This is a genomic window from Oceanobacillus chungangensis (assembly GCF_003369565.1).
In the GTDB taxonomy this organism is placed as follows: domain Bacteria; phylum Bacillota; class Bacilli; order Bacillales; family Amphibacillaceae; genus Oceanobacillus; species Oceanobacillus chungangensis.
Map to the genome: position 1 here is coordinate 26,119 of NZ_PIOD01000008.1, position 24,817 is coordinate 50,935.

A 24,817-nucleotide genomic window follows, 5' to 3' on the forward strand; every position below is an offset into this window, starting at 1 on the left:
TATTTTATGACAAACGATTGACATATATTATTTTTATTTGTATGATGTAAAAAAGCGGTTACAAGGGAGGGATTAATCATGAATCACAAGCAGGTTGCAGAAGATATACTGAAAATGCTTGGCGAAGATAACATTCAAGCTGCTGCTCATTGTGCAACTCGTTTGCGTTTAGTATTAAAAGATGACAAAAATATTGACCAGCAAGGATTAGATAATCATCCGGATATCAAAGGAACATTTAAATCAGATGGCCAATTTCAGATTATTATCGGACCTGGTGAAGTAAATAAAGTTTATAAAGAATTAAGAGATGCAACAGGAGTACAAGAGGTATCTAAAGACAATTTGAAAGCATTATCAGAAGGAAAGAAAAAACCAAATCCGATTATGTCCTTTATTAAATTGCTGTCTGATATTTTCGTTCCGATTATCCCGGCGTTAGTAGCCGGCGGTTTATTGATGGCTTTAAATAATGTTTTAACATCTCCGGATTTATTCGGTCCTCAATCTGTTGTGGAAATGTTTCCTGCTATTGAAGATGTAGCTAGTATTATTAATCTATTAGCTTCTGCACCATTTGCCTTTTTACCTATTTTGATTGGTTACTCCGCTACGAAACGATTTGGCGGTAACCCGTATTTAGGTGCTGCAATGGCGATGGCCATGGTTATGCCTGAGTTAGTCAATGGCTATGCTGTAGCAAATGCGATTGAAGATGGTACAATGAGCTACTGGAATATCTTTGGTCTGGATGTGGCTCAAGCTGGTTATCAAGGATCTGTATTGCCTGTACTGGCAGTATCATGGATTTTGGCTAATATCGAGAAATTCTTCCATAAACGAATGGCAAATGCTTTTGATTTCACCTTCACACCTATGTTTGCGGTGATTATCACAGGGTTTTTAACGTTTATTTTCGTAGGGCCAGTTATGCGATATTTATCTGATGGATTAACGGAAGGGCTCGTGTGGTTATATGAGACAACAGGAGGATTTGGCTTAGGGCTATTGGGTACGTTCTACTCAGCAATTGTTATTACCGGGTTACATCAAAGCTTCCCGGCAATCGAAACAATGCTTCTTGCCGATATAGCTACAACTGGCGGTTCCTTTATCTTTCCAGTAGCTGCGATGGCAAACGTAGCACAAGGAGCTGCCTGTATGGCGATATTCTTTGTTACAAAGAATAAAAAGCAAAAAGGACTTGCATCTTCTGCCAGTGTATCTGCCATGCTAGGAATTACAGAACCGGCAATTTTCGGTGTGAACTTAAAACTAAAATTCCCATTTATCTTTGGAATGATTGGAGCGGGAATTGCTTCAGCATTTATTGGTTTTTTCAATGTATTGGCAGTAGCAATGGGACCAGCAAGTGTTATTGGTTTCATTTCAATTGGACCTAGGTCTATTCCGATGTTTATGGTTGGTATCTTAATAAGTATGGCAGTTGCTTTTGCGTTAACCTTTATTTATGGCAAGCGAAAGTTAGCTATACCAGAAAATGATAAGAGTTCGGAAGAATCAGCAAGTGAAACAAGCCCAGCAGTATCATCTGTCAAAGCAGATGAAGTGACAATCAGCTCTCCACTTACCGGAAGACTCATTCCGTTACAAGACGTCAATGACCAAGTGTTTTCTTCTGAGATGATGGGAAAAGGGATAGCTATTTATCCTGAAAACCATAAAATTATAGCTCCGGCAGATGGGACGATTACCGTCACTTATGATTCAAAGCATGCTTTTGGAATTCATACGGATCAAGGAGTAGAAATCTTGATTCATATTGGTATTGATACAGTAAATCTGAATGGAGAAGGCTTCGTTTCAAAAGTAAGTCAAGAACAGCAAGTGAAAAAAGGTGATATTTTAGGTGCTTTTAACGTCGATGAGATTAAAAAGGCCGGTTATGACCCTACTGTAATGGTCATCATAACCAATACAGGCGACTATGCTGAGGTATCTGTGGTAGATCTGAAAGAAATTGCTGAGGGAAACGATTTGTTACAATTGAGAAAATAAATATTGACTGTTCTGATTTTCATTTGTGGTTTAGTAATATAGTTAGAGAATTAACTATTTAAAGTTTGAATAGCCCCCTTGAAATGTAAGGTGAGGAATAGTAAAGATAATGAAAGAAGCAGGAACTTATTTGTCATCCTGCTTCTTTTATTTGGTTTTCAGGATTTAATACAGTATATGCGGTTTTTTAGCGTTATTCCTTATTCTGGTGCATCTATTAAGTTGAATTTTTTTCTATATTGGTTGGGAGAATAACGTTTATATTCTTTAAATTTGCGAATAAAATAGCTGAAATTGTCAAAACCAACCATAAACGAGATATCTAACACTTTAAGGTTACTGTATTTTAATAACTCTACTGCTTTTTCACAGCGATATTCATTAATATAGGTAATCGGTGTTTTTCCAATTTCTTCATGGAAATATTTAGAAAAATAATTTTTGTTCATCTTTAAAAGTGAAGCCAGATCTTTTAGTGATATTTTACTATTGTAATTATGCTGTATATAGATAATTACCTTTTTGATATTTTCTTGTTTCTCTTTAACGTTTGTTGATAATTCCAAAAAAAGCTGCTTCTCAAAAAGAACTAATATAATTTCTAGCAACAATATCTTAATTCTCAATGCAGATAATCCATACTCTAACGGGTTTCTCTTAATAATGTTTTTTAACTTATCAGCTATAGATTTGGTCAAACTTACGTCAATCTCAGAAGTGGATGGAAAACGCAAGAGTCCTTTACTAATAGGATAAATAATAGAATTTTGACTTATATCAGGATAGTCAAAGTTTAATATCTCAGGATGAAATACGATAGCATGGTGAATCGAAGGACCTCTTGAGGTTATTTTATGTAAATCCCCTGAATTAATAAAAATAAACTGCCCTTTAGTAATAGGGATGATTTTCGAATTAATACTGACCTCAATGATACCATCCTCAACAAAAATAAATTCTAATTCCTCGTGCCAATGGAAGTCTACAAAATATCTTCTTTCATTATACTTACTGTATATATGTAACGGAAATGATGGAGTGCCATGAGTGGACTTTTCTTTTAATCGGCTTTTATTCATAAATTTATTATCTCCTAAAGTGAAAATAGTGTTATTTAATTCATAAAAGTGCAAGATGTAATAACATAATTAAATTATAATAGATTTGAAATTATAATACAAAATGGAGGATGAAAATGACAAAAATTCAGCAACAGTGGTGGCATAAAAGTGTAATTTATCAAATATATCCTCGTAGCTTTAATGACAGTAATAACGATGGAATAGGCGATATAAAAGGAATCATACAAAAGCTGGATTATTTAAAAGAACTGGGGATTGAAGTTATTTGGTTAAGTCCGATTTATGAATCACCTAATGTGGATAATGGCTATGACATAAGTGACTACTATTCTATTTTACCTGAATATGGAACTATGGATGATATGAATAAATTGTTATTAGAGAGTCATCAACGAGAAATTAAGATTATCATGGATTTAGTTGTAAATCATACTTCAGATCAGCATCCATGGTTCATTGAAGCAAAGAAATCAAAAGACAATCCCTATAGAAATTATTATATTTGGCGTGATCCAATGAATGGTCAGGAGCCGAATGAACTGGATTCTAATTTTGGTGGATCAGCCTGGGAATATGATGAAAGTACAAATCAGTACTATTTACATTTATACAGCAAGCAGCAGCCTGATTTAAATTGGGAGAATGAAACAATGAGAATTAGTATATGGGAAATGATGAATTTTTGGATAGATAAAGGCATAAGTGGTTTCCGTATGGATGTAATTGATTTAATAGGAAAAAATCCAGATAAACAAATTAAAGAAAATGGACCCAAATTACATGATTATTTGCAAGAAATGTATATCAATACTTTTGGAAAACATGATTTACTAACAGTTGGAGAAACATGGGGAGCGACAACAGAGAATGCTAAGTTATACTCTGACCCTAAAAGAAAAGAATTAAATATGGTATTTCAGTTTGAGCATATGAATTTAGACAAAATACCGGGTAAGCGAAGATGGGATTTGAAAAAATTAGAATTAGTTGAGTTAAAACAGGTATTAAGTAAATGGCAATATGCTCTTGGCCAAGAAGGATGGAACAGCCTATTTTGGAACAATCATGACTTACCAAGAATTGTATCAAGATGGGGGAATGATGGTGAATATCGAGTCAAATCAGCGAAGATGTTAGCAACATTACTACACGGCATGAAGGGTACCCCTTATGTTTATCAAGGGGAAGAGATTGGGATGACGAATGCTGTTTTTGATTCGATTGATGACTATATAGATATTGAAACTCGAAATGTCTATAAAGAAAGAATTAAAGATGGATTTAGCGAAGAGGAAATTATGAAATCACTTTATATGAAAGCAAGAGACAATGCCCGAACCCCGATGCAATGGTCTGATGAGCCCAATGCTGGATTCTCTAAAGGGAAACCTTGGATGAAGGTAAATCCAAATTACACGTATATAAATGTGAAGAATGCACTTGAAGATGAAGATTCTGTTTTCTATCACTATCAAAAATTAATCGATATGAGAAAGAATAACAATTTGATAGTATATGGTACTTATAACCTTTTAGAACCTGATAATGAAAACATTTATGCTTATGAACGTATTTTAGAGAATGAAAAGTTATTAATTGTTTGTAATTTTTACGAGGTTGAAAAAAAATTCTATTATCCAGTTACAGAATACACAAAAGCTAGAATATTATTAAGTAATTACAATAATTCTGGTTTAGATATAAGCAATATCCGGTTACGGCCTTATGAAGCTATTATTTATCAAATAAGTGAAGGAAAGAGTGATAAATAGGTGGTGTTGACAACTTTTTAAGTCTAAGTGAATTTATAAAAAATATATAAGCACCCTTAAATAAGTGTGAGTAGATAGAAACGTGTCACTGATGCTAGTATAGTTTCATGGACACATCCAAGATAAGTTTATACAATAAACTTTAAGAGGAATATGTCACTATGGACATCGAAATAATAGTAAACGGTATAATTATGATTTTCAAAAAATGATTGTTGAACTCTATAATACTGGTAGCTCAGATAAAGATTTAAGTAGCGAATATGGTGTATCTGATGTAACGATTTATGCATGGATTAAAAAGTTTACTCCAATCGAAATGGAAGATAGATTTTCCGTGACTCCAGATGACTATGCAAAGCTTCAAACGGAAATGCGTCATCTAAAAAAGGAGAACGAGATATTAAAAAAATCTATGACCATATTCGCAAGAAAGTAAATGACTCAGTTCTTATTGATTTGATTGATGAACACTAGGATGTCCATCCTATTCAGCAAATGTCTGATCTTGTAGAAAAAGAAGGCTATAAAGTTAGTATCTTACGTGTTCAGCGGTTAATGAAAGCAGCTGGTATCCGCTCGATTACCACTAAGAAATTCAGATCAACTCCTAGTAAAGAGGAAGTCGTTGAACGTAAAATATACTTAAGAGAGACTTTTCTATAGTTACAAAGGCAGTACTTATGATAATGCTTGCATTGAATCTTTTCATGTGATTCTCAAGAAAGAAGAAGTTAATCATGTACAATATTTTGATTTTCACTCAGCCAATGTTTCAATATATTAAAGGCTGAAATAATCGTAAACGAATTCACGACAGCCTAGGTTATAAAACACCACAAGAGATAGAAAACTTCTCACAAGATGCAGCGTAAGTGCACATGCAGCCAATGTAACGCGGTTTTACATGGAGAGGTGCGCGTTGTACGGATTTCTACTTGCGAAAAGTGTTGTACAACCTTTGCGTCTTTCGCAAATCACTACGCGCACAGAAACTCCATGTAAAGCCATCACATATTTACCGAAATAAGATTCAAGGTGTAAAGCAAAAACTAAGCTCTATCTGTCCGAAATATTGACTTAGATCCATTACTGATGCTAACCCTAAAAGAATGGAGACAGTTGAATAAAGGAGACTCAAGTTATGTATCGTATTCTAATTGTGGATGATGAAAAAGAGGAAAGAAACGTTATTCGTTTTCTGTTAAACAAATTCAGGTTCGAATTGGAAATAGTGGAAGCCTCTAATGGAAAAGGTGCTTTGGAAGAGTTAGCGAAAAATCCAACTGATATTTTGCTTACTGATGTGAAAATGCCTTTTGTTGATGGGATGGAATTAGCAACAATAGTAAGAGAACAGCATCCAGAGATGGAAATTATTTTTTTTAGCGGTTATGATGACTTTAATTTCGTGAAGAAAGCGCTAACTTTAAGAGCAGATAATTATATACTAAAGCCTGTTAAACCAGAAGAATTCAAACAAACGATGACAACAGTAATAGATAATATAAAAAAACATAAGGAGGAACAAGAAAAAAGAGAAATAAATCAATTATTTATAAAGAAGCATATTCTATATAGGTTATTAAATCAAACACCTATAGATGTACTGCTAAATGAATACCCTTACGTAAACTTCGATTTTTTGAATGATTATAATCGAATGATTCTCATTCATTCAGATACGACTTTTTTGGATAACCTATTTGAAGAAGAAATTGTATATTTATACGAGCAAATAAAGGAAGCCACGTTAGATAGTAAATATGATGTAATCAATTTAAATCCTTTTCAAATCATCATACTATTTAAAGAGAATCCTAAGAAATTAATTACATATAGACAAATAGCTGTGCAAATACAAAAAAAGATCCAATCTGCAAATGGAATTGATTGTGTTCTCTCAATAAGCGAACGCATTAGCTCTCCAAATCAAATAGCGCAAACATATAGTGATTTAGAAGACTATTTAAAAGATCGCTTTTTCTATTCAGACGTTTTTATCTATCCAATTGATACCCCGTTAACAAATCGAGAAGAATATAAAAAAGACGAATATATATTACAAGAAATAGAGAAAGAGCTTCAACAAGCTGATACAGAAAGGCTACAGCAAAAAATAGCAGCTATTATTCAAAAGTATGAAAAAAGTACTGAGACTTCACAAGTTTATCTTCGCTTCCTATTTGCTCGATTGCTGCAACTTTTCTTTCAAATAATGCCGGAATACAGTAAAGACAACATGAATAGATACATTGAATTAATTTATTCGTATACACATTTTTCTGATATCAAGCGAACTTTATTAGATGTTCAAAATAAAGTAATAAAAAAGCTAGATAAGGAGAAAAATTCACCTAAGCATATTATAGAAGTAGTAAAGCAATATATTATAGATAACATAGAGAATGACTTGAGTTTGGATATGTTAGCAGAAAAGGTGTATCTAACACCAGGTTATTTAAGTGATAAATTTAAACAGGAGACTGGACTGGGAATTAATAAATATATTAAACAGGTGAGAATGGATAAGGCGGTAGAATTACTTAGCAATACCAATATGAAAGTGAATGAAATTAGTAAAGCTGTCGGTTATAAGAATGCCTCCTACTTTATTAAAATTTTTAGAGAACATTTTGGTGTCAGTCCGAAAAAACACCGAGAAATGAAGAAACTCTAGAGGTGAAGTGAATGAGATGAATCCCTTTAAATTGTGGTTTATTAATTTAAAATTTAGAAATAAAATTTTACTAATTTGTATTATTGCAAGCTGTTTGCCTATTATTGCATTAGGAAGTATATGGTATTATCAAATACAAGATTTATTGGTTACTCGCGAAGAGGGAAATTTATCTGAAGCATTAAACCAATCCATTTTAAATATAGATTATAAAATTAATAATTATATTAATATTATCGACCAAATCGCATGGAATGATGAAATTAAAAATGGAATAACAGCAGAGTATAACGATAATTATGAAATGTATAAGTTTTATAGTGATACGTTGTCTCCTTCGTTGCTTACTCCACCGAATTTACAAACAGATATCAACTCTATTACAATCTATACCGACAATCAAATGAATCCCCATGGTCAATTGCTGAGACCGTTGACAGATATTAAAGATTACAGTTGGTTTGACGGCATCATGGCCTCAAATGGGGCAACCTTGGTAGCCTCGTCGAGTGATGAAATATTTAGACTGAGTAATCGAATATTTGATGACAGCAGAACGTTTAATAATATTGTCCAAATGGAAATAAATTATCAACAGTTTTTTGCTTTCATGTCTAGTTTATTTGAAGAGGATTATGGTGTTATTATTTTGGATGGCGATCATCAGCCTATTTACTCTTTTGAAACTTTTTCTAACCAAAATCTAGCGGACCAATTTTCTTCATCAGATTTCGTTGATAGACTAAATAATGGTTTATTTGAAGCTGATTTTGTCTTTCAACAAGCTGATTTGTCATCTTACAATTGGACTGTCTATTTATATCGACCAACGGATATTATTTCTACCACTACTCTGCCGATGAGACTAACCGTTGTGCTGGTTATCTTTTTAAGTATGTTAATTATGTCCTTATCTATTTATTTATTGGCAAGAGTAGTGGTTAGGCCACTAGAAAAGCTGTCGAAAAATATGGAGAAAATAGAAAATGGAGATTTGACGGTCTCTATCTTTAATAGCGGTACGGATGAAATTGGGAGCTTAATTAAGCAATTTGGGAATATGGTCAATAAATTAAGAAATATGATAAACCAGGTATATAAGAGTAAAATTGCTCAACAAGAATATGAAATGAAGGCTTTGCAAGCGCAAATTAATCCTCATTTTTTTTACAATAGCCTATCGTTAATAAATAGTAAAGCTATTATGGCAGAACAAGAAGATATTAGTCAGATGGCTCAACACTTATCCACTTTTTATCGGACAACTTTAAATAAAGGCAGAAGCATAATAAATGTGGAAAAAGAACTTGAAAATGTAATTTCTTATATAAACATTCAACGATTGTTGCACTCGAATTCATTTGATGTACATTATGAATTGGATAAATCAGCCTATCATTACACGATGCTAAACTTGCTCTTACAGCCATTAGTAGAAAATGCAATTAATCATGGCATTGATCATAAAGAAGGATCTGATGGGGGAGAGCTGATTATCAGGTTAAAAAGAGTAGAAAACATGCTGGAATTTTCCGTTATTGATAATGGGATTGGAATAAACCCAACGAAGCTACAGTCTATTCTAACTACCGAAACAGAAGGATATGGAGTTAGAAATGTTCATAATCGGGTGCAGTTATATTATGGTCCTTCATACGGTTTAAGGTATGAAAGCGAGTTCGATCATTATACGAAGGTAACTTTGGTCATACCAATTGTTGATAGAGAGGAATAGTAGTTTAATGGTATAAGTAAATGTGAGAAAAACTCCACAAGATATATGTGGAGTTTTTCTTTTAAATCCAAAAGATTTAAATAACACGATATTCCGGAAAATGTTATATCAAAACGGATTATTTGATATTTCCTACGAATCATATATCAATTAGAATAAGATTATACGAAATCAATGGCCATGATTTTGCTGAAAAGACAGGAAAATTTAAGGAGGGATTGCAAAAATGATAGCGGATTCATTCAAAGAGTTTAAACCGTTAATTGTCTTACTGGTGCTAACTATTTTATTAACTGCGTGTGTACAGAGTTCTTCAAATGATGGCGAAACAACTACAGAAGATGGTAAGACGATTATTAATATCGGACGTTCTATAGGTACCAATCACAAATTACCGGAAGGAGATACCTTTGAAGATAATGCGTATACCCGTGCAGCAGAGAAAGAATTAGATATTGATATTCGAAATGCCTTCGAAGCAAATGGAGAAGACTATGATAGGCAAGTAGCTTTGGCTATTTCTTCGGGTGATTTACCTGACATGATGGTAGTTTCGAGAGAAGAGTTAAAAGATTTAGTTGATAATGACTTAATTGAAGATTTAAGCGAGGTATATGAAGAACATGCAAGTGATTACATTAAGGAAACCTATGCTACCTATGATAATCGTCCTTTAGCAGACGCTACATTTGAGGACAGTCTTATGGCGCTTTCGGGAACTGAAGCTCTAAGTGCGCCGCAGATGATCTGGATACGTGAGGATTGGTTAGAAGAATTAGATTTAACAATAGATGAAGAAGGAGATCGTTTAATCACTTTAGATGAATTAGAAAAAGTTGCTGAAGCTTTCATTGAAAATGATCCAGGAGATTCAGGTAATCCTGTAGGGATACCATTCGCTTCCTTCTTAAATGCAGGAGATTATGGAGGATCAGCTTTTACTATGAACTCGATTGCTTCTGTTTTTGAAGGACAGCCAAGAAAATATTTAATAGAAGAAGATGGCAGTATAACATATGGCTCAACTTCAGAAGGTACGAAACAAGCGCTTGAAGTAATGAATGAATGGTTTAATAAAGGCATTATTGACCCGCAATTTGGAACAAGATCTTTTGACGACATTATGGCTTTACTGACAAATGGACAAACAGGTATCTTAACAGGTCCTTGGCATATACCGGATTGGGGATTATCAACGGTTAGAGAGATGGACAACGATGCAAGATTTGCTGCTTATGCATTAGCTGACGATGAAGGTAACGTAAATGTATTTGAGCAGGCTACAACTGGTCGTTTTATTGTTGTCAGAAAAGGATATGAGCATCCGGAAAAAGCAGTTCAAATGTTGAACTTATTCTACGATGTTATGCTAAACACAAAGGAAGCGGATATGGAAAATACTTTTCCTGAGATAGCAGAATATTTAGAACGGGGAGTAGATGATTCGACTAAACCGTTTAATATCGTAATTCTTCCTAATCAGAAATATTTGGATGATTATCAAGATGTCCAAGCTGTTTTGGATGAAGAGATGACTGTTGGAGAAATTACTGACTCTCAAGTTAGGCAGAATATAAATGGAATTATAGAATATATGGAAACCCCTGAAGACGCTTTAACTAATAGCTGGTCCAATTATCATTCTCGTATTGTAGGATGGGGATTAATGAATAAGCTGACAGAGGATGATCAATTTAATTGGGCAGAAGCAGCTTATGTTGGTAATACACCAACCATGGAGCAAAAACAAGGCAATTTAACAAAGATGGAAGAAGAAGATTTTATTAAAATTGTAACTGGAGCGGAGCCGCTTGATTATTTCGATGTTTTTGTAGAAAAATGGCAAAACCAAGGTGGGGATGAAATACTTGATGAGGTGAAAGAAGAGCTGGCTCAGTAAGGGTAGGCAAGTGAAGAAGGGCTGGTTAACAGCCCTTCTGATATAGGAGGTACGTAAGATGGCGGAGAATAATCTAGAGGCGCCTATTCGTGGTCGGAAAAAAGATAAAAAAAAGGCGAAATTAACCTATCACGCCATGTTGGCACCTGGAATGATTTTTTTACTTATCTTTAGTTTTGCACCGATGTTTGGGATAGTAATGGCTTTTCAGGATTTTGTACCGGCAAAAGGTTTCTTTGGTTCAGAATTTGTAGGACTTGAACATTTTAAATATATGTTCAATTTACCCGATATCGGAAAAGTATTCCGTAACACGATTGTGATTGCATTAGGGAAAATTATTTTTGGCACTTTGCTCGCAATTGTATTTGCAATTTTATTAAATGAAATCCGTTTAAAATTCCTTAAAAAGTCAGTACAGACTGTTGTTTATTTACCACACTTTTTATCGTGGGTCGTACTTTCAACGGTTGTTATCAATTTATTTAATCTAGATGGAACCGTTAATCAAATTATGGATTTCTTCGGTTTAGAAAAGATAAATTTTCTAGGAAGCAATACATGGTTTCAACCCTTATTAATCGGTTCTGATGTTTGGAAAGAGTTTGGCTTTAACTCGGTAATTTATTTAGCCGCTATTGCTTCTGTGGATCCAGGGCTGCATGAAGCAGCCGGTATGGATGGAGCAAGTTGGTGGAGGCGGGTTTGGCATATCACCTTACCAGGAATGTTGCCAATTATCTTACTCTTGGCGATTTTAAGTTTACCAAGTGTATTAGACGGTGGCTTTGATCAGGTGTATAATCTCTATTCGCCAATTGTTTATGAAACTGGAGATACGATTGATACTTATGTGTACAGGAACGGTTTGGTTGGGCGTGATTACAGCTTTGGAGCAGCTGTAGGTCTGTTTAAATCAATAATTGGTTTGATTCTAATACTATCTGCTAATAACATAGCCAAAAAATATACAGAAAGAAAATTATTCTAAGGGGGAGTAAAGATGATACAAGGAAATAATCTCTCCACGAAAATTGGGAAATTTATCATCTATTTTATAGTTATTTCTTTAGGGTTAGTATGTCTATTGCCCTTATGGAATATCGTTGCTATATCCTTCAGTAGTGGGGAAGCAGTGGCGGCCAACTTAGTTGGGCTTAAGCCTGTCAATTTCTCCACAAAGGCTTATGAAATGATTATGGAGGATGCACAGTTCTGGAGATCATTTTCTATATCTGTACAACGCGTAGTGATTGCTCTTGCGCTGAACTTGATACTGATTGTGTTAATGGCCTATCCATTATCCAAAACAAAACGCGAATTTAAGAGTAGAAATATTTACATGAACATCATCATTTTTGCCATGTTGTTTAGTGGCGGGTTAATTCCAACATTTATCGTAATTAGAAATTTGAATTTATTAGATACGATTTGGGTGTTAGTTTTACCCGGAGCAGTGCCTATTTTTAGTGTGATTTTAATTATGAATTTCTTCGTCGGTGTTCCAAAATCATTAGAAGAGGCAGCTATTATTGATGGTGCTAGTCCGCTACAAATATTATTTAAGGTTTATATTCCGGTTTCTTTACCGGCTCTGGCAACAGTAGCATTGTTTAGTATTGTGGGTAACTGGAATGACTTTATGACTGGTCTGATTTATATGACCCAAGTAAGTAACTATCCAATTATGACCTATATTCAGTCCCTTACAATCGATATCGCTGAATTAGTCAGGTCGGGAACCAATAGTGATGCTTTACAAAATATTGCAGAAGTACAGAATCGCAATCTAAATGCTGCGAAAATAGTGATTTCTACTATTCCTTTGTTATTGATTTATCCTTTTCTTCAAAGGTATTTTGTAACAGGTATTGTTGTAGGATCTGTTAAAGAATAGTACCAGGAGGGGGAAGTATAAAAACATGGAAAGTATTTTAAGGATAGATGGCCCGGTATATCGTTTATTATCTAGAGTAGTAGAGTTAATTTTATTAAATATATTGTTTATCCTTTGTAGTTTGCCGATTGTTACAATTGGGGCTTCTATTACTGCTTTGTTTTCTATAACGTTGAAAATGGTTCGAAATGAAGAGGGAGGAATAATCAGCGGGTTTTGGGCGGCATTCAAAAAAAATTTCAAACAAAGTACGGTTATGTGGGGATTTTTAATTTTATTCTGTGTCATTTTAGCATTGAATTATTTCTTTTTACAATTCTATACGGGAAATTTTCCGATGATGATTTTCATGAGTTTAGTAATGTTCTCGATGATTTTTTGCATGTATCTTGTACTGACTTTTCCATATATTGCACGTTATAAATGTACAATAAAGGAAGCTTGCGTAAATGTATTGAAAATGGGAACAGCCAATCTTGGTTCATTGTTGTTAATTATCATACTTATGCTAGGTCCTGCTATTTTAATGTTCTTTTCACCATACTGGCTAGTAATAAAATTATACATGGATACTTTTCTCGGTTTTTCCTTAATTGCTTATATTAGCTCATTTATGATTAGAAGTATGTTTGAAAAGTATGAGAAATAAAAAGGATAATATTTTAATGATTTTATTTTCTTTTAAAAATTTTATTCATAATATTATGCAAATAATATAACTTACGAGGAGGAATTAGCATGAATATAGTAGTCTGGAATGAAAATTGTCATGAGAAAGTAAATGAAACGGTCGCTTCCATTTATCCAAAAGGGATTCATGGAGCGATTGCCGACTTTTTATCTGAAGCAGGGCATGAAGTGACAACTGCGACATTAGAGGAGCCGGAACATGGGTTATCCGAAGAATTGTTGAATAACACCGATGTCTTGGTCTGGTGGGGGCACATGGCGCATGAGGAAGTACAGGATGATGTTGTGGAACGCGTAAAACAGCGTGTGTTAGACGGCATGGGATTAATTGTTCTTCACTCAGGACACTTTTCCAAAATCTTTAAATCTCTCATGGGGACAGGCTGTGATTTAAAATGGCGCGAATCGGATGATAAAGAGCGAGTATGGAATGTAGATCCATCCCATCCCATTGCTAAAGGAATCGGCGAGTATTTTGAAATCGAAAAAGAAGAAATGTATGGGGAGCATTTTGATATTCCCGCACCAGATGAATTAATTTTTGTCAGCTGGTTTACTGGCGGGGAAGTTTTCCGTAGTGGAGCGACGTTTAAACGCGGCAGAGGAAAGATCTTCTATTTCCGTCCTGGTCATGAAACCTATCCGACGTATCATCAGGCAGAGGTGCAACAAGTGATTAAAAATGCGGTAGCATGGGCTGAAAATCAAGATACTCCAAAACATACGTATGGGAATTATCAGCCGATTGAAAAATAAAACAAGATCGATAGAGAGGAAGATGAAAAATGAGTTTAAAAGTAGCAGTTATCGGATGCGGCAGTATCGCAAAACATCGTCATTTACAAGAATACGGACAGAATGAGCAGGTGGATATTGTGGCAGTTTGTGATATTGTCCAAGAACGGGCAGAAGAAGTAGCAGCAAAATATCAGGCAAAAGTATATACAGATTATAAAACACTGGTAAAAGAAGAAAATGTAGATGCTGTCAGTGTTTGCCTACCAAACTATTTACATGCTTCTGTCAGTATCGATGCGCTCGATTCTGGAGCCCATGTACTTTGTGAGAAACCGATGGCAACCTCTTTAGAAGAAGCAGATAAAATGATAGAGGCTGCAAAACGTAATGGAAAGAAATTAATGATTGGTCATAATCAGCGTTTTGTTGCTTCTCACCAAAAAGCTAGAGATCTGATTGCATCTGGAGAGACTGGAAAGGTCTACAGCTTTCGTACAGCATTTTGCCATGGCGGCCCGGAAGGATGGAGCGCCGATGGTAAGGAAAGCTGGTTCTTTAAAAAAGAGGAAGCGTTCATCGGAGCCATGGGGGATTTAGGAGTACACAAAGCAGATTTAATCCGTTATCTATTAAATGATGAGTTTGTGGAAGTAGGAGCCTTTGTAGAAATAAGTGCTAAAGAAAATACCGATGTCGATGACAATGCAACACTAATCTTAAAGTCGGAAAAGGGTATTATCGGCACGCTGGCAGCAAGCTAGGCTTATACAGCTGGAGAAGATAATTCTACTATTATTTATGGAGAAAAGGCTATATTGCGTTTGGAAGATGACCCAGCGTATTCTTTAGTAGCTCAGTATGCAAATGGAGAAGTAGTAAAGTATGGGCTCGGTGCGATTCAGTCCAATGATGAGGCCGCCCAGACAACGACGCATGTGATTGATCATTTTATTGAATCGATTCAAAATGATACTGAGCCGTTAATTGACGGTGCAGAAGGGAAGAAATCCCTCGCTATTATTTTGGGTGCTTTAGAATCTGTCAAAACCAAAAGAATTTTTTCCTTGGAGAAGTGATCCATGATGAAACGGTTGGAAATGGGACTGATTGGTGCAGGGGGAATTGCGGAAACCGCCATATCCCTGTTTATCAGTCATTAAACGAATATGTAGAAATACCTGGTGTGCAGGATGTTAACTTGGTCCGTGCCAGGGAAGTAGCAGAAAAATATGCGATTCCCCAAGTATATGAAAAGTTTTGTAGATTCTGTGATGCTGGCAAAAGAATCGATGGAGGAAGTGGGAACACCTATCGTTACAAGGGTGCAAGCGTTGCGCCAGAGAAAAGTACCCGGCTGTGGTGTGTGTGTGTTTATCTACAAGGAGCTTCAAGGAGGCGGAAATTTGATTGATTGGGGCTGCTATTTACTTTATACAGCACTTTGGCTTGTTGCCCCTTCCAAACCAGTAGAAGTAAATGCGCAAACCTATCAGCATTTAAGTAATGTGTTTTATCCTCTTTGATATTTGCCGCCCAAGAACATCCAAATAACAACGGACCTTGATCATCAAAACGGATATAAGCGCTCACATGATCATCGCCATCAACAGCATCATGATCATAGCTACCCCAACCGTTGATCTGATTTGGCTGCTGTAATGAAAAAGTCCTCTTCTATACCAGTCAAAATGGTTAAAGTTTTGCATTAGCGTTGATAATAAATAGTGTCTGATGAATTGCAGTAAAGACATTAAATAGAAAAATCCAGCGCGAATTTCGTGTTGGATTTTTCTATTTTCTAGTCAATACAAAAACTGGGATAATCAATAAAGGTAGAGCGTTAACTAAATGCTAACATTGGGCTAACGCAATCTCATGAAAAACGGTAAATTCATGTTAAAGATGTTACACCTAAGATTTAGTAAAACCTTGATTTACCGCACTTTTCGCACACACCGTTAAAGATATTACACACTCTCACCTTATGGGTGGCATGATGTAATAAACGCCTACAAACGTTGATATAACAATGTTTACAAGCGTTATAAATGTATCATGTTCATGCTTTTGTTCATGTTTTAATCAATAAGATTTGGGAGAGGTTTTTCATTAAGTTACTAAACTTAGTGGAAGCCTCTTTTTTTAACGTTCTTTGTCATGTGAGCGTAAATATCCCAGGTCTGACATTCCGAAACAGTTTTTGTTATAGTTCTCCGCTTTGATAAGTCCAACCAACAAGCGTTCGAACACCTCAGCGATATTATTTTTCGTTAAGATTGTTTCCATTATGTCCACCTCATTTTTTTCATTTGGCTTCGAGCCTTTTATCGGTCGGGAGCGTAGCAATCCGACTAGCTGCACACGTTCAACTTAGATAGAGCAAAAAGAAAACCCGCACCGTAATTTACGGTGCGGGTCAGGTTGCTCGATCGAACGATCCTTCATTTATTGCTTCATATATCAAGAGAAGTATTTACTTTTTGCTTCCACACGTTTTATTCCTAACTTCTGTATCCAAAGGAAACTAAACGCTAAAATGATAATGGTACTTGCTAACAAGCTAATGATGCCTATCCATGGCTGAATAAGATGATTGTTTAATAAGGTTGCCATTTCTCCATTTGCAATTTTCCCCACATTTAAGTAAGTGAAAGGGGATATATGCGCCATGAATGATGTTTGGGGCAAATTGCTTGCAATGTGCAAACCTATCGCCAAAATAAAGGTCGCAATCACGGAACTAATCGTGTTAGTGAAAAATAGTGATAAAAATATAGACAGTGTAAGTAAAAATACAAGTGAAGCCAGAAATAGAATACTCGTTTCTACTAGGTAATTTCCCATGTTAATAAAATGAAAGTCCCCTTCAATCGACGTACTGCTCCGGATCGTTTCATAATAAAGAACGGGGAAGGACCAGTCACCAAATCGATTACCAATTGTACCGATTATTACCATAAGAAAAATCAGTCCAAGTGATGTCCCTACTGTAAATGCAATTGAGGTCATATATTTACCCATCAATAAGTCAAAATTTGAAACGGGTTGTGTTTTCAAAAAATAAAGCGTACGTACTTTCCACTTCTCCGCTGCGAAACCAGTACCAAATAAAATAATCAAGAGAAGCGAAGGAAACAAGTATATTAGCGATTGAAAAAACGTATAAACATAAAATAGACCGGTATTATCTACTTTCTGTGTCTCTTTATTCCATTCTATAAGTACCATTATTATAATAATACAAGTCTGGTGGAAAACCACTATTTCCTTCATTTTTAGTTTCATTACCAATTTATTTCTCAGGAAAATAATCTGAATATATAGAAATTAAAGAAACTATATCTATATCCTAACATATAAATGTGTATTTTTGTCCCTTGTCTATTTAATGATGAGTTGGGAAAACTAAGTATTAAATTATCATTTATTAGTCATAAATGTAGAAATATCAGGGGAAATTTTCCTGATATTATTAAAAAAATTAAAAGAAGTGCTTTTTAAACCCATTTTTGTATTAACAATAGTTCTTTATACAAGAAGGATTTTTTCCCTTTCTTAATAGAAGTAATTATTTAAACAGAACATATCATAGGGATTAAAACTATCATTTTTGTCTTGGAATTTGACAGAGTGAATAGATTGCTATGGCTTGCTTTGTTTAATTAAAAGGAAAGGCGCAAGGTAAAACAATGAAGAAAACGAATTAAAGGTAACTATTTCTTATGAATACCAGTTAGCGAGTTTTAGTATTGTACTTCCAATTTCTGCACAAGAAAAGTCCTTCAAGATCGTTTAGATGCACCAATTTCAAAATTAGGTATTCCGGATACAAAACCTAAAGCTTTTTTCGTAACTATTGTGCAAAATTTAGTAGGTCAAAAGTCTTGTGTAAAGAAAGAAAAGTTTTAAATATAGGATAAAATGATTAAATGTTTGATAAATTGGTCGATATAATAAAGGTGGTTAATTTTGGAAATGCATTCCATCAGTCTTTACTATTATCATCCAGAGAAAAGGGGTAGCCTAGTGAAAATTGTCTCAAAAAAAGTAAGCAAGTTTAGTTTGCGTAATTTACATGTAAAATTATTTCTTTCTTTTACATTAATCCTAATTATTCCTGCCTTAGCAATCGGATTATTATCCTACGAAACCGCTAAAAACGAGATGCAACAACAAATATTAGATAGTGTTAATGATAATGTAGCAAAACTGAATAGGGCAATAAACGATACGATTAATCCTAAGTTAATTGATATTGAAGTTTTAGCGAATAATATTACTTCAAACCAATACCAAGTATTAAGTAGTCCTGAAATTCAAGAACCTTTGAAATTTTATCAGCAGACACACCCAGAAGTCGATATTGTATATACAGGTAACGAAGATGGAGTTTACATAATGGAGCCAGCGGAGTTAGGCGTACCAGATGGCTACGATGCAAGAGAAAGAGATTGGTATAAGCAGGCAATGGAACGAAAAGGCGAAAGCGTGATTTCAGAACCTTATGTTGCCGCAAGTACGGGTGAGATGGTTATAACTATTTCAAAAGCAAATGACGACGGTACAGGAGTAGTAGGTATTGATATTAATCTTAATAAGCTACAGGAAGTAGCCCAGACCACTCAAATTGGTAAAGAAGGGTATGGATTTATTTTAGATCAAAACAAAAAGTATCTTGCTCACCCCACTGCTGATTTAGGAAGTGAAGCAGAAGCAGCAGTCTATGGCAATTTATATAAAGAAGCAAGTGGCCAGTTAAACAATAAGGTTAGTGGAGAAACTGTAGTTTTGGATTACATAACTAATGATTTGACTGGATGGAAAATAGGTGGAACCATCTACACCAAAGAAATTAAACAGGCATCCGCCCCTATTTTATATACATCATGGTTGGTGGCAGCAATCGCCGTCGTTATAGGAATCATTGCTGTCATCTTTATCATAAAATCCATTACTAAACCAATAAGACAATTAGGAGAATCAGCCGTAAAAGTAAGTCAAGGGGATCTAACCCAATACGTGGAAATACAAACGAATGATGTCATTGGAAAATTAGGGCAGGCATTTAATGAAATGATAGATGGTCTACGTATTCTTACTCAAAAAGTGGAACGAACAGCCGAAAGTGTGGCGTCTGCTTCAGAACAATTATCTGCGAACACTGAAGAAACAAATGCTGCAACCGAACAAGTATCCTCTTCGATCCAAGAAGTAGCGAAAAATGCGGAATTACAGACAAATACCGTTGATAAGGTGTCCCAAACCTATAATGAAGTAGCAATTGGTGTTACCAACATTGCCGAACGTTCATCAAAAGTTACAGACCTTTCCCGCCATGCTGTTCTCGAGGCAGATGAAGGGGGGCAAGCTGTATCCAAAACAGTCACTCAAATGCAGTCTATTCATACTTCTGTTAGCGAATCGCATGAAACCATACAATCTTTGCATGAGAGCTCCAAAGCGGTCAACGAAATTTTGAGCGTTATTTCAGGTATTGCAGATCAAACGAATTTGCTTGCCTTAAATGCAGCTATTGAAGCGGCCCGTGCAGGCGAACATGGAAAGGGCTTTGCGGTTGTAGCAGAAGAAGTAAGGCACCTTGCTGGACAGACGCAAACATCAGCTAAAGAAATTCATGCGATTATCACGAAGATTCAAGATGATACGGAAAATACAGTGGGTATTATGGAACGTATTACGGAGGACGTTGAAGACGGAGTAGAGATTACAAGAGAAGCTATTGAGAAATTTAATGGAATTCTTCATACCACCAATGAGATTTCTCCACAGATGGAAGAAGTTTCAGCGGCGGTCGAGCAAATGTCTGCAGCTATTCAAGAAGTAACTGCTCAATCAGATGAAATTGTGCAAGTTGCACAAAGCAATGCCGCCACTTCAGAAGAGGTCGCTGCATCAACAGAAGAACAGTTGGCATCAATGGAGGAAATTTCAGCTTCAGTTCAGTCGCTTTCGTCTATGGCAGAAGATTTAAAATCTGCTATAGCTAATTTTAAATACTAACAATATCTGTAGTAGCCATTACTATTATCCTGGACTTTGATTTAACCGGATTGTTGTGTGGTACTAATGAAATGCTAACATTTTGCTAACGCAACCTCATAAAAAAAGTAAATCTCCGTTAAAGATATTACAGTCAACAATATCCAAGACGTTGATTTACCGCACTTTTAGAACCTCGCGTTAACGATATTACACACTCTCAGCTTACGGGCGGCATGATGTAACCATGTCCTCCAGACCTTGGTATATAAGGGTTTTTGAGTGAATTGTTAACAAAGTGCTAACATAATCATTATGTAAAATAGAAGAGGCTTCTCATTAGTTGATTAAACTTTGGGAAGCTTCTTCTATTTTTATTTTTATTACTTGTGCAACATGGAAAAGATATTTTAGTTTTCATTCTGGTATGAAATTGGTGGGGACATACCGTATGATATTGAATCAAGAAACAATTATCCAGAAGGCCCAGTCTATACAGAAAAAAGAGTAAAATTATTCCGAGTGTTAAAGTAAAGTCAATTGATTCAACTGGAGCCGGTGATACTTTCGTAGGCGCAACATTATATCAGTTAGCAAAAGAGGATCCAAAGAAAATGATAGGAGAATTTGAACACCTTTAAAAGGTTATATCTTTCAGAAATACAGTGGCTGCACTTGTTTGCACAAAGGTTGGAGCATATCGTCACTACCTTCATTAGAGAAAGTATTGGACTTTCGGTGATTTTTTATATGCCTTATCATTTTGGTATAATTGAGCTAATATCCAGGTGAAGCCTAATGGTTTACAGATTAGTGAGGGAGAATTCTTTTTTAAAGCAAGTTGAATTTATTAACTAGTGACACGGGTTGCAAGGTGACTCACCAGCACCTTATGTGTTGCCAAATACACTCGGCACATGTGAAGTGTGTGAACAACGGAAAAGACAAAACTGCTGAAATTGCTAACATTTTGTTAACGCAATCCTATAATAAACGGTAAATTCCCGTTATAGATGATATATTACATACTTTCATCTTACGGGTGGCATGATGTAATAGTGCCCTACACCCCTTCATCTGATTGGGTTTGTATGTAAGGTGAAAGTGAAATGCTAACACATTTTGCTAGCACCCGAGGTTTTTAACGGAGGCTTCTCATTAGTTCACTGAACTTTTGAGAGGCTTCTTTTTACATTTCTTGAGTTCCGTGGAAATACATATTTCTCGTGATTTAATCATCAGATTAACTCATTGACTTTTTAGATGCCTTTTTTTATTTCACCCCTTTTTCTAAGATTATGATTCTGATATTTTCAAGAAGTGCAATAAGTTTTAATAATCTAATTTATCGGTGGTTTATCCAAAATTAACCAAAAAGTGATTTAAGTACAAAAACAATGACATTTAACCGATATATAAAGAAAGAGTTACTAGTAGACATCTGGGGTGGAGGGATTTTATTGTTGAGAAAATTTTTTTGGCATAATATGAAGATAGGTGCTAAATACACCATTGTATTTTCTGTTATGGCCGTAGCATTTATTTCATCCATTTTCATAACGTTTTTGTTTTTACAGACAACTGATAATAGAATGCAAGATACGACTGTTAAAAATGAGCTTTCGAGCTATGCTGGAGAACTTGTTACAATTTATCAAGAGAAGTACTTATTTATTCCAGAATATATATTGTTATCTGATGATGAGATGCTCTCTCAGTATATGGATAAAAGTATTGAATTTGTGGAAGTGGCTAAAAATATTAAACCTCTCTTGAATAAACAACAGTTATTAAACTTTGATCAAATGATTGCGAACAACCATGAATTAGACCAATATTTTTTTAGTATGATTGTTCCTAATGTACAGCAAATAAATACAGATCAATTTGCAGAACTACAGAAGGTTGCAAATGAACTTAAAAATGAAACTGCGGATTTAGGACAGCAACTCATGGACGCTGCAAACGAAGAAAGTGAACAATCATTAAGTACTGCGCAAAACGATTTGAAGAAAGTTACTTCTATTTTGATCCTATCTGCCACATTTTCAATTGTTATTTCGATAATATTATTGTTCTTTATTAGCCGAAATATTAGTAAAAGTTTGCAAAATATTGTTCAACACAGTGGTGAAATTGCGAGTGGAAACTTGAATATTAAATCATTGACTGTCAAAGGTGAAGATGAGGTTGCACAACTATCATATGCAATGAACCATATGGGTAGTAGTTTACGTGAAATGATTTCAGAAATTCGGGAGGTTTCTAGAGAAGTTGATCAACAAAGCACGGCATTACTAGATTCTTCTGTTGAGGTAAAAGCTGGTAGTGAACAAGTTGCTATTACGATTGAAGAAATGGCTAAAGGCTCTGCTAACCAAGCAGATAATTCTGTAGAGATTTCTGAGAGCACACAACTATTCAGTTTAGAAGTCATACGCGCTGGTGAGCAAAGCAACGAATTAAATATATTTTCTAGCGAAGTTCTAGAAGCGTCCACGAGTGGAGATAAGCTCATGAAGGAAACTATTCAGCAGATGGACGTCATCCATCTCGTAATGAAAGAATCATTAGGGAAAATTACAAGCCTTGAGAACAAAACACGGTCAATTACAGAACTAGTAGATGTTATCCAGTCTATCGCAGATCAAACGAACTTGCTGGCATTGAATGCTTCGATTGAAGCAGCAAGAGCGGGTGAAGCTGGTCGAGGATTTAATGTTGTAGCAAACGAAGTTAGAAATTTAGCTGAAGGAGTTGCCCAATCTGTTACCAAGATTAGTGATATCGTGTTTTCGATTATAGAGGAAACAGCCCAAATATCAGAGGAATTAAATCATGGATACACTGAAGTAGATAAAGGTGCTAAACAAATAGAATTAACTGGCAAAAGTTTTTCAGCAATTAAGGTAAATGTAGAAGAGATGACAGATAAAATCGGAACAATATCTAATATTCTTGAAGTTATTGAAGGTTCTAGCAGCACAATTAATGAATCTGTAGAACAGATTGCCGCAATTTCTGAACAGTCTGCTGCAGGATCTGAAGAAATATCAGCTTCTGTAGACGAGCAAGTAATGTCGGTTGATAATATATCTACAAGCGCAAAAGAATTGGCCGGTATGGTTGAAAGAATGAATGTATTAATTCAAAGATTTAAACTTTAATTTTTTAAAAAAAGGAGCAAAAAAAATTGAATCAATTTGCCAAACCTAGAGTATTCAAATTGTTGGTTTTTAGCTTATTTCTATGTCTAGTTCTCGTAGGATGTTCTGATAGTGCTTCATCATCTAAGAAATCGCTAGAAAATGAAAAAATAAAACTTGTCGACAATGAGGAAAAATTATATGTAGGTTTTATTCTTGATACACTTCGTGATGAACGTTGGTATGGTGATAAGGAAGCTTTTGAGAATGAAATAATTAACTTAGGTGGAAATGTGAAGACACTTGCTGCGAATGGCCACACTGAAGTACAAATCAAACAAGCAGAATTATTGATTGCAGAAGGTGTTGATGTTCTAGTTGTTGTACCTTCTGATGGAGAAGCTGCTGCTCCAATTGTTGAGTTAGCACATGAAGCAGGAATTAAGATTATATCTTATGATCGCTTAATAAGGAATGCAGCTGTTGATTACTATATTTCTTTTGATAACACGAAAGTTGGGGAATTACAGGCAAAAGAAATATTAAAACATGCTCCTAAAGGTAACTATGTGTATGTAGGTGGTGCTGAATCGGATAATAATGCTGTTTTGTTAAGAAATGGGACAATGAATATCTTACAACCACATGTTGATTCAGAGGATATTAATATTATCTTTGATCAGTATACGGATAATTGGGATCCGGCTATAGCCGAGCAAAACATGAAAGAGGTTCTAAGTGCGAATAGTGGTCAAGTCGATGCTATTATAGCGGCGAATGATGGAACGGCAGGAGGAGCTATTCGAGCATTGGAAGAAGCACAGTTAGCTGGAGAAATTCCTGTGTCAGGTCAGGATGCTGAAAAAGAAGCACTTGATCGGGTAAAAGCTGGAACACAAACAATGACTGTTGAAAAACCTATGGTAGTTATTGCAACGCATGCAGCTGAAATGGCGATGAAATTGGCGAACGGAGAAGATATACAGACTGATATAACTGTAGAAAATGGCCAAGAAGATATCCCAACTATATTGCTCGAGCCAAGAATACTCACGAAAGATGATATTAAATAAAGGAAAGAATATACTATCTCACTACTTGATGCAATTCAATTTATTCGGTATTTTTCATTTTTGGTTTATAATAAGTATGTACATA

At 35.1% G+C, this 24,817-nt stretch carries 18 protein-coding genes and 2 pseudogenes; 17 read left to right on the forward strand and 3 right to left on the reverse strand.

Translation table 11 applies throughout. The annotated features are described in order from the left end of the window. Nucleotides 1-78: 78 nt before the first annotated feature. A complete protein-coding gene (locus tag CWR45_RS08470) occupies nt 79-2,019 on the forward strand; it encodes a sucrose-specific PTS transporter subunit IIBC (RefSeq protein ID WP_115749440.1) in 1,941 nt (646 codons plus the stop codon). 200 nt (nt 2,020-2,219) lie between these two features. Here the strand turns inward: CWR45_RS08470 and CWR45_RS08475 are convergent, their stop codons facing one another. Continuing rightward, entirely contained in the window at nt 2,220-3,098 is an 879-nt protein-coding gene (locus CWR45_RS08475; RefSeq protein ID WP_115749441.1) for an AraC family transcriptional regulator, read from the reverse strand. 116 nt (nt 3,099-3,214) lie between these two features. Between CWR45_RS08475 and CWR45_RS08480 the strand changes: the two genes are divergently transcribed. The 12 genes and pseudogenes from CWR45_RS08480 (at nt 3,215) to CWR45_RS19625 (ending at nt 16,036) form a co-directional block, all read left to right on the forward strand. Continuing rightward, a complete protein-coding gene (locus CWR45_RS08480) occupies nt 3,215-4,873 on the forward strand; it encodes a glycoside hydrolase family 13 protein (RefSeq protein WP_281271849.1) in 1,659 nt (552 codons plus the stop codon). Between the two features lie 151 nt (nt 4,874-5,024). Continuing rightward, nucleotides 5,025-5,312, forward strand: a complete 288-nt coding sequence (locus CWR45_RS20475) for a transposase (protein WP_425453610.1) — start codon at nt 5,025-5,027, stop codon at nt 5,310-5,312. Between the two features lie 225 nt (nt 5,313-5,537). Further along, nucleotides 5,538-5,748: pseudogene (locus CWR45_RS20480) on the forward strand (integrase core domain-containing protein); the annotation flags it as partial. Nucleotides 5,749-6,017: 269 nt separating this feature from the next. Continuing rightward, a complete protein-coding gene (locus CWR45_RS08490) occupies nt 6,018-7,553 on the forward strand; it encodes a response regulator transcription factor (protein ID WP_115749442.1) in 1,536 nt (511 codons plus the stop codon). A gap of 16 nt (nt 7,554-7,569) precedes the next feature. Then, the gene (locus CWR45_RS08495) at nt 7,570-9,288 is read left to right on the forward strand and encodes a sensor histidine kinase (RefSeq protein ID WP_115749443.1); all 1,719 of its coding nucleotides are present in this window, start codon (nt 7,570-7,572) and stop codon (nt 9,286-9,288) included. 226 nt (nt 9,289-9,514) lie between these two features. Next, on the forward strand, nt 9,515-11,188 hold the full coding sequence (locus CWR45_RS08500; RefSeq protein ID WP_115749444.1) for a type 2 periplasmic-binding domain-containing protein: 1,674 nt from the start codon (nt 9,515-9,517) through the stop codon (nt 11,186-11,188). 136 nt (nt 11,189-11,324) lie between these two features. Beyond that, entirely contained in the window at nt 11,325-12,179 is an 855-nt protein-coding gene (locus CWR45_RS08505) for an ABC transporter permease (protein ID WP_115749588.1), read from the forward strand. 12 nt (nt 12,180-12,191) lie between these two features. Continuing rightward, on the forward strand, nt 12,192-13,085 hold the full coding sequence (locus CWR45_RS08510) for a carbohydrate ABC transporter permease (RefSeq protein ID WP_115749445.1): 894 nt from the start codon (nt 12,192-12,194) through the stop codon (nt 13,083-13,085). A gap of 25 nt (nt 13,086-13,110) precedes the next feature. Then, complete coding sequence (locus tag CWR45_RS08515; RefSeq protein WP_115749446.1) at nt 13,111-13,734, forward strand: YesL family protein; 624 nt, start codon at nt 13,111-13,113, stop codon at nt 13,732-13,734. 89 nt (nt 13,735-13,823) lie between these two features. After that, the gene (locus CWR45_RS08520) at nt 13,824-14,531 is read left to right on the forward strand and encodes a ThuA domain-containing protein (RefSeq protein WP_115749447.1); all 708 of its coding nucleotides are present in this window, start codon (nt 13,824-13,826) and stop codon (nt 14,529-14,531) included. Between the two features lie 29 nt (nt 14,532-14,560). After that, nucleotides 14,561-15,589 (forward strand): annotated as a pseudogene (locus CWR45_RS08525) (Gfo/Idh/MocA family protein). Between the two features lie 171 nt (nt 15,590-15,760). Continuing rightward, a complete protein-coding gene (locus CWR45_RS19625; protein WP_147294829.1) occupies nt 15,761-16,036 on the forward strand; it encodes a Gfo/Idh/MocA family oxidoreductase in 276 nt (91 codons plus the stop codon). 619 nt (nt 16,037-16,655) lie between these two features. Here the strand turns inward: CWR45_RS19625 and CWR45_RS19795 are convergent. Then, complete coding sequence (locus CWR45_RS19795) at nt 16,656-16,799, reverse strand: hypothetical protein (RefSeq protein WP_170138828.1); 144 nt, start codon at nt 16,797-16,799, stop codon at nt 16,656-16,658. Between the two features lie 174 nt (nt 16,800-16,973). Then, the gene (locus CWR45_RS08535) at nt 16,974-17,798 is read right to left on the reverse strand and encodes an ABC transporter permease (RefSeq protein WP_115749448.1); all 825 of its coding nucleotides are present in this window, start codon (nt 17,796-17,798) and stop codon (nt 16,974-16,976) included. 741 nt (nt 17,799-18,539) lie between these two features. Between CWR45_RS08535 and CWR45_RS08540 the strand changes: the two genes are divergently transcribed. The 4 genes from CWR45_RS08540 (at nt 18,540) to CWR45_RS08555 (ending at nt 24,732) form a co-directional block, all read left to right on the forward strand. Next, the gene (locus CWR45_RS08540; protein WP_245975389.1) at nt 18,540-20,534 is read left to right on the forward strand and encodes a methyl-accepting chemotaxis protein; all 1,995 of its coding nucleotides are present in this window, start codon (nt 18,540-18,542) and stop codon (nt 20,532-20,534) included. Between the two features lie 518 nt (nt 20,535-21,052). Further along, nucleotides 21,053-21,154, forward strand: a complete 102-nt coding sequence (locus CWR45_RS20125; RefSeq protein ID WP_245975395.1) for a hypothetical protein — start codon at nt 21,053-21,055, stop codon at nt 21,152-21,154. 819 nt (nt 21,155-21,973) lie between these two features. Then, nucleotides 21,974-23,680 carry a methyl-accepting chemotaxis protein gene (locus CWR45_RS08550; protein ID WP_245975390.1) on the forward strand — a complete coding sequence of 569 codons (1,707 nt, stop codon included), beginning with the start codon at nt 21,974-21,976 and terminating at the stop codon, nt 23,678-23,680. A 26-nt stretch (nt 23,681-23,706) separates the two neighbouring features. Further along, nucleotides 23,707-24,732, forward strand: a complete 1,026-nt coding sequence (locus CWR45_RS08555) for a sugar ABC transporter substrate-binding protein (RefSeq protein WP_245975391.1) — start codon at nt 23,707-23,709, stop codon at nt 24,730-24,732. The last annotated feature ends 85 nt before the right edge of the window (nt 24,733-24,817 follow it).

Excerpts from the sequence above, each read along its gene's own strand:
- CWR45_RS08535 (WP_115749448.1), bottom strand. The coding sequence starts at position 17,798 with ATGAAACTAAAAATGAAGGAAATAGTGGTTTTCCACCAGACTTGTATT.
- CWR45_RS08510 (WP_115749445.1), top strand. The coding sequence starts at position 12,192 with ATGATACAAGGAAATAATCTCTCCACGAAAATTGGGAAATTTATCATC.
- CWR45_RS08470 (WP_115749440.1), top strand. The coding sequence starts at position 79 with ATGAATCACAAGCAGGTTGCAGAAGATATACTGAAAATGCTTGGCGAA.
- CWR45_RS08500 (WP_115749444.1), top strand. The coding sequence starts at position 9,515 with ATGATAGCGGATTCATTCAAAGAGTTTAAACCGTTAATTGTCTTACTG.
- CWR45_RS08505 (WP_115749588.1), top strand. The coding sequence starts at position 11,325 with ATGTTGGCACCTGGAATGATTTTTTTACTTATCTTTAGTTTTGCACCG.
- CWR45_RS08490 (WP_115749442.1), top strand. The coding sequence starts at position 6,018 with ATGTATCGTATTCTAATTGTGGATGATGAAAAAGAGGAAAGAAACGTT.
- CWR45_RS08495 (WP_115749443.1), top strand. The coding sequence starts at position 7,570 with ATGAATCCCTTTAAATTGTGGTTTATTAATTTAAAATTTAGAAATAAA.
- CWR45_RS19795 (WP_170138828.1), bottom strand. The coding sequence starts at position 16,799 with ATGGAAACAATCTTAACGAAAAATAATATCGCTGAGGTGTTCGAACGC.
- CWR45_RS08520 (WP_115749447.1), top strand. The coding sequence starts at position 13,824 with ATGAATATAGTAGTCTGGAATGAAAATTGTCATGAGAAAGTAAATGAA.
- CWR45_RS08475 (WP_115749441.1), bottom strand. The coding sequence starts at position 3,098 with ATGAATAAAAGCCGATTAAAAGAAAAGTCCACTCATGGCACTCCATCA.
- CWR45_RS19625 (WP_147294829.1), top strand. The coding sequence starts at position 15,761 with ATGAAAAGTTTTGTAGATTCTGTGATGCTGGCAAAAGAATCGATGGAG.
- CWR45_RS08515 (WP_115749446.1), top strand. The coding sequence starts at position 13,111 with ATGGAAAGTATTTTAAGGATAGATGGCCCGGTATATCGTTTATTATCT.
- CWR45_RS08480 (WP_281271849.1), top strand. The coding sequence starts at position 3,215 with ATGACAAAAATTCAGCAACAGTGGTGGCATAAAAGTGTAATTTATCAA.